This is a genomic window from Mycobacterium pseudokansasii, from assembly GCF_900566075.1.
GTDB lineage: Bacteria > Actinomycetota > Actinomycetes > Mycobacteriales > Mycobacteriaceae > Mycobacterium > Mycobacterium pseudokansasii.
Genome location: NZ_UPHU01000002.1, coordinates 79449 through 91841, shown reverse-complemented (window position 1 = coordinate 91841; position 12393 = coordinate 79449). Strand labels below are relative to the sequence as shown.

The 12393-nt window shown below is 66.1% G+C and carries 10 protein-coding genes; all 10 read left to right on the top strand.

All coding sequences use genetic code 11. From position 1 onward, the window contains the following. The first annotated feature begins 79 nt into the window (after positions 1 to 79). The 10 genes from EET10_RS28945 to EET10_RS28900 all read left to right on the top strand — a co-directional run bounded on the left by EET10_RS28945 (position 80) and on the right by EET10_RS28900 (position 12196). On the top strand, positions 80 to 391 hold the full coding sequence (locus tag EET10_RS28945) for a hypothetical protein (RefSeq protein WP_036395589.1): 312 nt from the start codon (positions 80 to 82) through the stop codon (positions 389 to 391). Between the two features lie 47 nt (positions 392 to 438). Next, on the top strand, positions 439 to 726 hold the full coding sequence (locus tag EET10_RS28940; protein ID WP_036395587.1) for a WXG100 family type VII secretion target: 288 nt from the start codon (positions 439 to 441) through the stop codon (positions 724 to 726). A gap of 152 nt (positions 727 to 878) precedes the next feature. After that, positions 879 to 1511: an IS607 family transposase gene (locus tag EET10_RS28935; protein ID WP_036395585.1), complete on the top strand. Its 633-nt coding sequence runs from the start codon at positions 879 to 881 to the stop codon at positions 1509 to 1511. After that, complete coding sequence (locus EET10_RS28930; protein ID WP_036395583.1) at positions 1508 to 3025, top strand: zinc ribbon domain-containing protein; 1518 nt, start codon at positions 1508 to 1510, stop codon at positions 3023 to 3025. The genes EET10_RS28935 and EET10_RS28930 overlap by 4 nt, the downstream gene beginning before the upstream one ends. Positions 3026 to 3062: 37 nt before the next feature. Then, positions 3063 to 3953 carry an ESX secretion-associated protein EspG gene (locus EET10_RS28925; protein WP_167480284.1) on the top strand — a complete coding sequence of 297 codons (891 nt, stop codon included), beginning with the start codon at positions 3063 to 3065 and terminating at the stop codon, positions 3951 to 3953. A 111-nt stretch (positions 3954 to 4064) separates the two neighbouring features. Continuing rightward, positions 4065 to 5762, top strand: a complete 1698-nt coding sequence (locus tag EET10_RS31495) for a MinD/ParA family ATP-binding protein (RefSeq protein ID WP_225723114.1) — start codon at positions 4065 to 4067, stop codon at positions 5760 to 5762. Beyond that, positions 5759 to 7270 (top strand): type VII secretion integral membrane protein EccD, encoded by a 1512-nt coding sequence (eccD, locus tag EET10_RS28915; RefSeq protein WP_167480283.1) that lies wholly within the window; start codon positions 5759 to 5761, stop codon positions 7268 to 7270. The genes EET10_RS31495 and eccD overlap by 4 nt, the downstream gene beginning before the upstream one ends. Continuing rightward, positions 7270 to 8706: a type VII secretion-associated serine protease mycosin gene (gene mycP / locus EET10_RS28910; RefSeq protein WP_036395579.1), complete on the top strand. Its 1437-nt coding sequence runs from the start codon at positions 7270 to 7272 to the stop codon at positions 8704 to 8706. Before eccD ends, mycP begins: the two co-directional genes overlap by 1 nt. Further along, the gene (eccE, locus tag EET10_RS28905) at positions 8703 to 10400 is read left to right on the top strand and encodes a type VII secretion protein EccE (RefSeq protein ID WP_036395577.1); all 1698 of its coding nucleotides are present in this window, start codon (positions 8703 to 8705) and stop codon (positions 10398 to 10400) included. The genes mycP and eccE overlap by 4 nt, the downstream gene beginning before the upstream one ends. After that, the gene (locus EET10_RS28900) at positions 10397 to 12196 is read left to right on the top strand and encodes an AAA family ATPase (RefSeq protein WP_036395700.1); all 1800 of its coding nucleotides are present in this window, start codon (positions 10397 to 10399) and stop codon (positions 12194 to 12196) included. Before eccE ends, EET10_RS28900 begins: the two co-directional genes overlap by 4 nt. Positions 12197 to 12393: the final 197 nt, after the last annotated feature.

Sequence of the window (12393 nt, the reverse complement as noted above, 5' to 3'; positions counted from 1 at the left end):
CTCCACGCCCGCTGCGGCCAACCCGCCGACCTGGGCTCAACACAATTTCCCTACATCCCTTATTTGAAAGGACGATTCAATGTCAGGACCCATTCACGGCGATATTGAGGCCATCGGCAGGGACGCCGGCAGCCTGCAGGAGATCTCCGATCAGCAGGCCTCGATCATGAACGCCCTCGGCGGCGCGATGGAGTCGCTCGCCCCGGCCATGAGAGGTGGCGCCGGAACGGCGATGCAGAACGTCGGCGAACAGCTGCAGCACCAGGGCCAGCAGTTCTCCGCCGCCTTCGCCGATCACTCGCACAAGATGTATAACAACGCGACCATCCTGTCCACGGCTGACGAGCATCACACCTCAATGATCAACGGCATCAGCAACCTCATCGTTTAAGCCACCCCAGCCCAACACACGCATAGATCACCCGAAAGGACTTTGCAATGTCAGGAGTCATTCATTACGCGACCCCCCAGATCGCGGAAGTGGCCCAGCAGATCGCCCAGGCCGCCACTCAGACCGAGCAGAATCACCAGCACTCCCTGCAGACGGTGAACGCCAACGCAGAAAACTTCGGTGGCCGCGGCTCGGATGCCTTCCAGCAGGTCATCGCATCGCTCAACCATAAGTACGCCCAGAGCAAGGAAACCATCGCTCGGGCCGGCCTCGTACTAACGCAGGCCAACGACGGCATGACCGACGCCGACGGTCAGTCGGCCCACCAGTACTGAGCTGCGCCGGGTAGAACCCTCGCTACCCCTGCGGCCCGGCGAAGGGCTGGACACGCCAAGGCGTGAGACCAGCCTGGCGCCGGGCCGCAGTGGCGAGAAGAGCTGTGACTAGCAGAACATTTCTTGATTACTTCTGAGTATAGTTGATTGTAGTGAGCAAGTTATTGCGGGTATCAGAGTTCGCGGAGCGGGTTGGCCGTTCCGCGTCAACGGTGCGCCGGTGGGAGCGGGAAGGGTTGATCAGCCCCTCGCGGACGCTGTCAGGGCAGCGATACTTCACCGAAGCCGATGTGCGGTCGGTGCTACGGCCGGGTTTCGGGGCTACACCGCGGGGTACCGCGGTGTATTGCCGGGTGTCCTCCTCCGGGCAGCGCAACGACCTGGCCGCACAAGTCGCGGCGATGGAGGAGTTCTGCGCCGCGCGGGGGTTGGCGGTCACACAGTGGATCACCGAGATCGGCGGCGGGATGAGCTTTCGTCGCCGCAAGTTCCTGGCGCTGCTCGATCAGGTGATCGCCGGGGAAGTCTCGACGATCGTGGTCGCCCACCGGGATCGGTTGGCCCGCTTCGGTTTCGAACTGATCGACTGGCTGGCCACCAAGCACGGCTGCCAGATTGTGGTCGCCAACCAGGAAACGCTGTCACCGCAGCAAGAACTGGTCGAAGACCTCCTGGCAATCGTGCACGTCTTCTCCTGCCGCCTCTACGGGCTGCGGCGCTATGAGAAACAGCTCATCGCCGACCGCTCCAATCTGTCGGTACCCGCCGATACGGTGCAGCCGTGACAGCACCGGCGATCGTGGCACGACGACTACCCGTTGTCGGTGAACTCAACGCCGGCAAGACCGCCATACTCGCCGCGATGGGCGCCGAGCTGGACCGGGTCCGCGCCGAGGTGTGGTCACGTTTTCGTGGCGCGAAAACAGCCTGTCTGTCCAAACGGCAGGTCCGTGACCGGTTGATGGCTGAAGGGTCGCCGCGCAAATATGCGGTCCCGCAACGGTTGTGGCGGGCCACCGTGGAAGACACCGTTGACAAGATCCGTGCCTGGCAGCGCGCGGTGATCGTCACCGAGGTCCGCCCGGACATCTACAGCCGCACCGCGCAGGACAAAGATGGCCGGCGGCGACTGCTCACGCTGGCCAAAGCGGGTCGGTGGCGTGAAGATCCCTGGCTGTCGCGTCACTGCCGGGACGCGTTGGGCGGCAAAATACCGCGACCACGACGGTCGGGGCGGATCGTGGCCGACAACTGCTCCTATGACCTGCGCCGCGACCATAAGGGCCAACTGTGGCTGGCGGTGATGACCCCCACCCGCGGGCACCGGTTGGCGTTGAACCTCGGGACGCTGCCCGAGCACCTGGAGCCGCGCTCCACCATCGAGATCGCTGCTGACGGCAAGGGCGGCTGGTCGGTGACCGCCGCCTATCCCGCCCACCAGGTCAGCAGTGTGCGCCCACGGCTGCCGCGCCGAAAGCCGGTGGAAGCCGTCGATGCCGGGGTCACCGAAGTGTTCACCACCACCGACGGCCGGCGTTTCGGCGAAGGCCAGTCCACGGTGATCACCGCCCGCGCCGAACGTGACTGTGCCCGCGGCAAGGCACGCAACAAGATCCGCGGTGTCCGCGACCGCCACCTGGACCGCGCCCACCTGGCCGCTATGGCCGGGGATCACCGGCGCGCAGCCGCGGCGCGGGCTAAAGCCGCCCGCATCGACCGCCACAACCTCGGCCACCGCAAACGCTCCCAGCAGCGCGACCACGACCGCGCGGCAACCAAAGACGTTGTCTACCAAGCGGTGCACGACCTGGTCGACACCACCGACCACATCATCGCCGAAGACCTCACCGGCATGCGCGGTAAGTCGAAGTTCGGCCCCGCTGTCAGCCGCCTCTACGCGTCCTGGCAACGCACATTCTTGGCTGACGCGTTGGCGTCGGTACCAAGCCGCAGAGGTTCTGCGGTCACGCTGGTCAACCCGGCCTACACATCACAACAAGTACATCCGTGCGGACATCTCGGTGTGCGTCGCGGGAAGAAAGTTCACTGTCAGACTGCGGGCTGCCCGCAGCAGGGGATCGTGTACGACACGGAAACCAACGCGGCCCGCAACATTCGTGACCGGGCCACCGACCCCCAGATCACCCGCTACACCCCCTACACAGAGGTCAAGCGGATCCTGATCAACCGGGCCGGGACGGTGGAGAACTGCCCCACCACGACACAAGCCGCCGCCCTCAACGGCGACGGCTGTGAGCGAAACAACCCCATCCCCCGAGCAACAATGCTCAGGGAATGAGTAGCAGATCTATCCACCATCCAAGCAGAGGCCACCCGTGACCCGACCACCGTCGTTCATCAAGCGTCCGCCACCACCTGTGCCCGGCCCCCGGGCGATCACCGCGATCGACACCACTCGCGAGGGGGTATGGCTGCTGCAGGCGCTGTGCGGCATCGAACAGTTGCCCGCAGCGATGTTGTTGCGGCCCTATGTCTCTGCCAGCGGCCGGCCCACCGGCCACCCCGGTATCGCGGTTTTGCGTGAGGCAGGCGCCATCCTCGACGAGGACACCGTGCATCCGACAGTGGCGCGTTGGCTGGAAACGCTGGCCTGCCCCGACATCGCGCTCACTGTCGACGTGAAGCGCCCCGGGGTCGAGTTCATGCGGATGGTGATCGCCCGCCGCGGCAAGTCCCACGCCGCGATTTCGCGCAGCGGCCCCGAGGTCGCCGAGGACATCACGATCGAAGAAGTGGCCACCGTGCCCTCCCTGCGCGCACTGTATGACCGGATCATGGTGCTCTGCGACCGGGGACGAAACCCGCTCGAGCCGGCGTCGCTGTCTCCGGTGACGGTGCGCACTGCCGACCTGGTGGACAGCTTCGCCAAGATCGCGGTCGGTGACCACACCCCGGCCGCCGCGCTGGCCGCGCTGGACCTCAACGCCGATCAGCGCCGTATTTTGACATTGGCGGCCGATCAGCCGCTGATGGAGGTCAGCTTTGCGTTGACCATCCACGACTCCCGAGGAGAGCACGTGGCCATGGCGTCGGCGGCGGTTACCGACACCGCCGAGGGGCGCATCGTCACAGGTCCCATCCGTGGTGAGGACCGTACGTGGTGGACGCAGATCGTTCCTGGCACCCAGGACGCGGGCGGAAGCGCCCTACGGGGTTTGGTGGCCACCGCGGGCACCACCTGGGAGGGACACTCCCGCTTCAAATAAAAACACAATTGATGTGTTCACGTACTGCGTTAATTGCATCAGATGTGTTAGCTTAGGGTAGGGAGTTTCGGGGGCGTCGGTTAGGTCCCGACACGTCGTTTGGGAGAACAGATGAGCGAGAGCGAGAACAACTTCTACAGTCAGTATGTTGGCGAGGGGTCGAGCCCGCCCCCACCCGCATGCAGCGGCGACAGCGCCGAGGAGGATGTGGAGGCTACCGTCTCGCCGTTCGACCCGCTCGGCGGCCCACACGACGGTGCGGCCAGCCCCTCCCAATCACCGGAGCCGGAGCCACCCCCATACGCCCCGGCCCCGCCCACTGCGGAAACCGTTGCACCCCTTGACTCCGAGGGTCACACACAGATCGTCGACCGCGAGCAGATGCGCCGCGAGATGGAGATCTTGCGCAACGCCAAGTCTCCGGGCGCGGCGCCGCCATCCGAGGAGAACACGGCGCTCTATTATCACGGCGCTTCTGTTCAGCGGCCGTGGGACAGAGCCGCGCAGGCCCCTGATGGTGGACGCCACACCGCTCCGCCCCCGCCGCCACCGAACTTCAGCGCCCCGCCCCCGCCGCCCTCGGCGGCGCCGTACGGCGGGCGGCCCCCTTCCCAAGAGGCGTTGTTCGGCGGTCCGCAGACCGGGATGCCGCGCCAGCCCGTTCCCCCGCCTACCTCCCCGCCCGGGTACCGCCCCCCGGCTGGGGACGAGGAGCGCTACGGGGCCCGTGTTGCAAACGATCCATTCGCATCGGTCGGCGCCATGCGCGCCCAGATTCACGAGGGTCAGGTCGCAACACCGTACAAGCCGGTTCCCGAAACCGGTTGGCGCCACGGCTTGTACAAGATGACCCGGATCAACCTCGGCTTGTCGGCCAAGGAAGCACACTGGAACGACTTGCGCCGCCGGCTCAAGGTCAACTTGCGGGGCAAGTACGTCATCGCAGTGATGCAGTCCAAGGGTGGGGTCAACAAGACCAGCACCACCGTGCTGCTGGGCGCGGCTTTGTCGAGGTACCGCGACGAGAAGATCGTGGCGATCGACGCCAACCCGGCCAACGGCAACCTGGCCCGCCGTATCGACGAACCATCCACCATGTCCTGGCGTGGGCTTAACAGTGATCGAAACTTGCGCGATTACAGCGACTTTCGTGAATATCTCGGGAAGGACAACCATTCCGGGCTGGAAGTCTTGGGCAGCGACAGGGGCCGCACACCGATGACCGGTGCCGACCTGATCACCGCGTGGTCCAAACTGCAGGTGCAATACCCCATCGCCATCGTGGACTGCGGCAACCAGCTCGACGACGACCTCACCCATGCTGTGCTCGAGCACATCCGGGTCGATGCGATCGTCGTGCCGTCCACCACGCGCCTCGACGGCGCCCAAGGCGCGGCCGACACGTTGAACTGGCTACTGGAAAGCGGCTACCCGCACCTGGTGCGCGAGGCAGTCGTGATCGTCAGCAACGTCAACAAGGTCAACGCCGGCGCGCAGGTCAAGCAATTACACGCCGACTTCGAGCGCACGGTGCGCTCGGTGCACACGATCGACTTCGATCCGCACCTCAGTGACGCGGTACCTATCGAGTTCGACCGGTTAGCGCCCGACACTCAGCTGCACTACATCGAAGCCGCCGCCTCCCTGGCCGACGGTTTCGCCCGCGCCACCGACCGCGATCGCGGCGCCCGGCAACAGCGCATCACCGGAGCGCCCGAGGGACAGCCACGCCCGCCGCAAGGCGGCGGCTACCCCGGTTCATGGCCGCCGGCGGCTAACAGCAGTCACGGGTGGGGTCCCCGCCAGTGAGCACGGTATCGGAGCGCACCGGCATTCAGCCGGCGGCCCAGGTACGGATTCGTGAGCAAGTCCGGGTGGCGGTGCTGTTCGGGGATCGGCAGACCGATCTGGTGCTACCCGCCACCGAGGCGGTAGCCACCGTGGTCAACGACGTGCTAGCCCAAGTGGTCATCCCGGGTAATGAGGTCCGCGGCCCGGATGACAACGATCTCATCGTCCCAGGCATCGTAACGCTCAAGCGGGTGGGCGGCGCTGCCCTGACCCGGGGCCAGTCGCTGCGCGACCAAGGCATCACCGACGGCAGTCTGCTGATCCTGGAGGTCGACGACGCCGAGGTGTCATTCACCGAGGTCATCGAGAACGCCTCCTCAGCTATCGCCCACCTCAACGCTCAGCGATTCAAATCGGTCACTCCGCAAACCGCACTCAACGTCGCCGCAGTGACCGCCGCATCCGCGGCCGCGATCGTCTGTGGGCTGCTGCTGTGGGTCTGGCACCTCAACCACACCGCCGGCGCCTACTGGCCGGTGATTCCCCCGGCGGCAGCCGCGGGGCTGGCGGTGGTCCTGTTTTTCGGCGGTGCCGCGGCGTGGTGGCGCCAGCACGTGGCCGCCATGGCCCACGGCCTGTGGGCAGGAGCGTTGGCCGCCATCGCCGTCGCGGGCTACACCGCCGTGCCCGGACCAGCTGGCTCCTGGCATGTCGTGCTCGCAGCAGCGCTGACCCTGGTGGCCGCCATCGCATTGTGGGCGCTGTCGCCGGCCCCGGCAGGTGTGCTGGCCTGGCTGACGTTGGTGTGCCTGGGTGCCGCCCTGCTGGGCGTCCTGCACGCGATCGGAATACAGATGCACTATCTGTGGATCGGCACCATGGTGGTGGCCCTGGTAGTGCTCAAAAAAGTCGAGTCGCTGTCGGGCCTGCTCGCACGGGTGCCCATGCCAAGCTTTCCGACGGTCACCGGCAAGCTGGTCTTCGACGACGCCGAGGGTATCGCCGCCGAAGCGCTGGTAGCCGCTGAGACCGAAGGCACGCCCAGCGTCGCGGAACTCAAACGCGCAGCCGAGGCCGCCAACAGCTATTTGCAGGCCATCGTTGCGGCAGTGTCACCGTTCTTCATCGCCGGCGCTGCCGGGATCGTGACCCCCGGACACGGACGCTGGATTCTGGGCACCGTGTTCGTGCTGGGCATCGCCGCCATCCTCGTCCTCGGAGGGCGCGCCCTAGAAGACCGCGCCGCAGCGGTCACCGTTGTGGCAACGGCCCTGGCGATGACGGCAGCCCTCGGCCTCAAATATGCGCTGTCGAGCCACAATCCGACAATTAGCCTGATCATCAGTGCGCTCATCATCGCTGTGGGACTGGCGGCGCTGGTCATCGCCGCCGTCGTCCCACAGCGACCGTTTTCCGCGCCCTTCCGCAAATTGGTGGAGTGGCTGGAGTACGGCTTGCAGTTCCTGGTGTTCCCGCTCAGCCTGTGGCTGCTCAACGTCTACTTCCTCGCCAGGACGGCACTGTGATGACCGGTGCGTGGACCCAGCGCGGGGTGCGCGCTGCAGCAGTCAGCTTGTTGGTGATCATGACCCCGCTCAGCGCGGGCGTCGCTAGGGCAATATCACCCCCGGTGATCGACCCCGGTGCGGTCCCCAACCCGCTGCCGCTGGGCCCAGGCGAGCCGCTGCGCCAAGAGCATCAATGCATTCCGTCGGGCCTGATGCCCGACACCGACCTCGGGGCTCCCACCGCGGCGCAAAAGTTCATGGACCTTCCCGCCCTATGGCAATCCGCGGGCCGCGGAGCCGGCCAGACCATCGCGATGGTCGACACCGGAGTCAATGTCTCACCACGGCTGCCGCACATCCACGGAGGCGGCGATTACGTGGATGAACCGGCAAACGGCTTGCAGGACTGCGACTCTCACGGAACCGTGGTCGCGAGCATCCTGGGTGCGCAGCCGACCCAGACCGACGGTTTGGTCGGCGTGGTCCCCGACGCCGACATCATCTCCATCCGCCAATCCTCAGAAGCATGGGTGCCAGCCAACCCAACCTCAGCCGACGTCGAAGCTGACCGGCGCGCCGGAACAGTCGCGTCCTTGGCTAAAGCCATCGTGCTGGCCGCCAATACCGGCGCCAGAGTGATGAACATTTCCATCGTCAGCTGCATCCCGGTCCTCAAGCCCGTCGATCAGACCACCCTTGGGGCGGCCGTGCGCTACGCGGCGGTGGACAAAGACATTGTCATCGTCGCGGCCGGCGGCAACTTGGGCGGGGCGGGGTGCGCGCAGAACCCCGACATCGACGCCACCAGCGCCAAAGACCCCCGTAACTGGAACGGCGTCGTCACCATCTCCACCCCGGCCTGGTTCTCCCAATACGTGTTCTCGGTCAGCGCCACCGACGGCAGCGGCCAGCCCGCCGTGGACACCAACCACCGTGAGATCAGCCTGTCCGGGCCGTGGATCGGAGCCGCGGCTCCTGGGGTGTTCATCGAAGGGCTCGACGACAAGGGCGGGGTGATCAACGCGACCTTCGACGCAACCGCCGGTGTGCTGCGGCCCATCAACGGCACCTCCTTCGCCGCGCCCTACGTCACAGGCCTCGCCGCGCTAGTCCGCGCGAAGTATCCTAATCTCACTGCAGCGCAGGTGATTCAGCGCATCGAGGCGACCGCGCACTCGCCTGCGGCGTCCCCACAGGACGTCGCAGGGGGGGCGGTGGTGGACAACCGTATGGGGTACGGGGCCATCGACCCGGTGGCCGCGCTCAACGACGACGTGCCGTTGGGCCCGGCCCTGCCGACCGAACATCTCAGCCGGCCCCTGCACCCGCCGCCGCCGCCACCACCACCGGACCATCGGCCGATGATCGTCGCCCTCGGCGGCGCGGGCACCGCGATCGGGATCCTGGTGGCGCTGTTCTTCATCGCCAAAGTCTCTCGGAGGCGGCGGATATGACTCTGATTGAGCTGACCGACCCAGCTGCCTCCGCCGACAACGCGCCGCAGCACACGCCAGGGGAGCGGTTGCCCCGCTGGCAGGTTCGGTTCCCGCTGCGCCGGGCGATCATCGCCGAAGTCGCTGCGACGCTCGCAGTGGTGCCCTTGGCCTCCCGGATGCCGTGGTGGGCGCTGATCCCGATCACGGTGCTGGTGTTCGTCGCGGTGGGCCTGACGTACCGCGGAACGACCGGGTGGACCTGGCTCACCCGCGCACGGCGAGTGCGGCGAGCGCAACGCAACGCCACGGTACGGCAGGCGCGCGGTGCACTTCCAGGCCCGTTCGAGGCCGAGTTGCCCGGTGTGGGCCCCGGCGGGCTGATGTGGGACGGCGAGTACGCCATCACCATGATCGCGCTGCACGGACGGCAGTACGCACCGACGGTGCTGGTCTCCGAAGGCGCCGAGTCGATCGACACAGTGCCGCTGACTGTGTGCGGGGCGCTGCTGCAACAGTTCGGTGGCCTGGAACTGCACTCCATCGACACCATCAGTATCGGCACCCGCACCGCCCACGACGGTCAATTCACCGGCCGCTACGAGGAAACCGTTGCCGATCGGGCGGCGGTCGGTGAACGTCGCACCTGGCTGGTGCTGCGGCTTCGGCCAACCGCGTGCCTCGACGCCATGCTCTATCGCCACAGCGTGGCAGAAGCCATCGAAGCGGCCACCGAGCGGGTTCGCCAAGCCGCTGCCCGCGCCGGATGCCGCGCGGTGACCTGCAGCGCAGAGCAGATCCGAGTTGCCACCACCACCCTGCTGGTTGGCCACGACCTAGCTGACTACCAGGAACGATGGACCGACCTGCGTGTCGGCGACGACTACGTGACCCCCTACCGGATGTCGGGGGCCGACTTGAGCACTCGCGTGCTCAACGACGTCTGGACCATCCGCGCCACCAAAGCCGTGGTGCTGGTGCGCATGACACGTCATGCCCAGACCGGTGAACTGATGGTCGGGGCGCTGGTGCGCGTGCACACCCCGGCGCATCTGACCCACCCACCGCTTTCAACGTTACAAACCGTGCCCGGTCAAGCTTTCGATGTCTTGGTGGCAACCCTGCCCCTGGGTGATCGCTCGTTGAGGGTGCCGCTGTCGATGCGGCCCCTGCAGAGCGCACCGCTTCCCGTGCAGGTCGGGCCGACAGGTTTCCTGCACGGGATGGCCGAGTGGTCCGGCGTTCCGCTGCTGCTGAATTGGACGGATCCACTCAGATTTGTACGCGTGGCCATTGCCGCGGATCTCGACGTTGTGCAAGCCCTGGTGCTGCGGGCCACCTCGGCTGGGGCGACCGCGGAGATTCACACTGTGCGCCCCACTCGGTGGCAGCCGATCTGCGACAACATTCGCATCAGCATGGCCCGCAATCAGGAACGCTCCAAGGTGGCGACGCTGATCGTGGCCGACGGTTCGCAACCTCAGCAGGTCCTGCGTGAAAGCGGGGAACGCGGACATGCGTTGGTGTCGGTGATGCGCCCTGACGAAGCGCTACCCGAGGACGCCGACATCTGCATCCGCCAGGTTGGCCCCAACCACATCACCGTGCAGACCCCGGCGCGGCCCCGGCCCATGACGCTGGGAATCATCCGGCCGCGCAACGAAGCTCACACCTTGACCCATCTCCTCCCACCGTCCAGGAGCCCACGCCGATGAGTCAGCGCAGTACCGAAGCCCTGCGGGCGGGCATGAAGACCTTGAAAAGCAACCCACGCCGTGCTCTAGAGGTCTTCAAGCTGGCCACCGACGACGATCCCGGCATGGCTGATGCATGGCTGGGTCGCATCGCTGCCGGTGACCGCTCAGCGGGCACGATTGCCCGACTGGCCGACGCACGCGACCGCCTCGGCATGGACCTGGGAACCTGCGGCTGCGATGTCCGCGTCGTCGATCTCGATGTCACCTTCGACATCGAATACCTGCGCTGGCGCATCGAGGACGCCACCACCGCCCAACTCGCCTACGTCGCGCTCCTGCTGGCCGACCACAACTACGCCGAGGCCAGCACACGGTTGGCCGGGCTGGGCACCGACCCCAAGGTCCAATACACCCGCGGCGTCCTGATGCAGATGACCGAGCGCTGGCCAGATGTTCTCGCCGCCGTCGCGGGCCGCGGGGCGTGGTTCAACGACACACTGCTCAGCAGAGGTGGCGCGCTCCTGGAAGCCAAGGCCTCCGCGCATCTAGGCATGTGGGAACGGGCTACAGCTGCGGTCGAGGCCGCCTGCGAGAACACCTACGCCCCCGACCTCATCACCCGCGACGCCACTTTCCACAAAGCGCTCATCGCCCGCGCGCAAGGAGACGACGATAGCGCACGTCAGATACTGGGAGACGTCGCCATGCGCTGGCCCGACTTCGAGCTGGCGCGAACAGCGCTGGCGGACCCCACGTTCGGGATCAAGGTCGTCGACCACGCCACCATCGACACCCGCGTTGACCCGTGGGACCCGACGACGGGGCGCACCCCGGAGCAACGCCAAGACGACCAACATGCCTCCGAGGCCCGCAAGGACCTCGCGGACGCAGAGGCGACCCTCAAGGCGATGATCGGCCTCGACGAAGTCAAGCAGCAGGTCCGCTCGCTCAAGGCCACCACGGTCGCCCGGATCCTGCGGGAGCGCAAGGGACACACCAGCACCGCAGTCACCAACCATCTCTTGATGATGGGTCCCCCCGGGGTTGGAAAGACCGAAGTTGCCCGCGTCATCGCAAGAACATTTTGTGGGCTGGGGATTTTGCCCCATCGCGACGTCCTGGAAACCAGCAAGGAAGCCTTGGCGGGTCAGTTCGTCGGATCCGTAGAGACGCAGACCCGCGAGTTCCTTGCCAGTGCGATCGGAAAGACGGTGTTCTTCGACGAGTTCGGCGAACTCCTGCACGGCGGGTACGCCGGTGGCGACCCGATCGGTCAGGCCATAGTTGCGGCGATCGTCCCCTGGATGGAGAACAACCGAGACAAAGCCGTGTTCATCGCCGCAGGCTACCCGCGAGGATGCCAAAAGGTGATCGCTTCCAACGCCGGCCTGCAAGGGCGCTTCGCCACCACCATCCAATTCAGCTCCTACCCTCCGGACAAACTGATCGCTATCGCACACGCAATCCTGGCGCGCGGCAGCAACATCGTAGAGCCCGGCGCATTGGAAACAGTTCTGCTGGAACCCTTTACACGGTTCTATAGCGAGACCAAAGTCAATGCGGACGGGGACACCGTGAGGGCTATTGACGATCTCAACAACGGCCGATTCGTACGCAACATCCTGGAGAAGGCTCAGATCGTGCGCGACGTCCGCGTCCTGGACAATCTGGGCCTCGACGAGCTCGACCTTAGCGACGCCACGCTCGGTGACTCCATCGCCGAGAACGACCTACTCTTGATCACCCGGGAGGATCTGTGGAACGGGTTGCAGCAGGCCACACCACCCGCCTTCCGCACGAACGGCTCCCGCTGAACCACCGGCCGAGGCCGATGTCGTCGCGAGCGCGCGAACAGGCTCACACTAATCCGAAGTTGCGGTCGCCGATGTTGTTGAAGCCGAGGTTGTTGTAGGTGTCGTTTATCTCATACTTCTGAGGCTAAGCCCCTGCGATGGCCTACGGCGCCGGCTGCGGCCTACCAATTTGGGATGGCGCCGAATGCGTCTTCGGC

Coding starts and splice junctions, on each gene's coding strand:
- EET10_RS28945 (WP_036395589.1), top strand. CDS start 80: ATGTCAGGACCCATTCACGGCGATATTGAGGCCATCGGCAGGGACGCC.
- EET10_RS28940 (WP_036395587.1), top strand. CDS start 439: ATGTCAGGAGTCATTCATTACGCGACCCCCCAGATCGCGGAAGTGGCC.
- EET10_RS31495 (WP_225723114.1), top strand. CDS start 4,065: ATGAGCGAGAGCGAGAACAACTTCTACAGTCAGTATGTTGGCGAGGGG.
- EET10_RS28900 (WP_036395700.1), top strand. CDS start 10,397: ATGAGTCAGCGCAGTACCGAAGCCCTGCGGGCGGGCATGAAGACCTTG.
- mycP (WP_036395579.1), top strand. CDS start 7,270: ATGACCGGTGCGTGGACCCAGCGCGGGGTGCGCGCTGCAGCAGTCAGC.
- eccE (WP_036395577.1), top strand. CDS start 8,703: ATGACTCTGATTGAGCTGACCGACCCAGCTGCCTCCGCCGACAACGCG.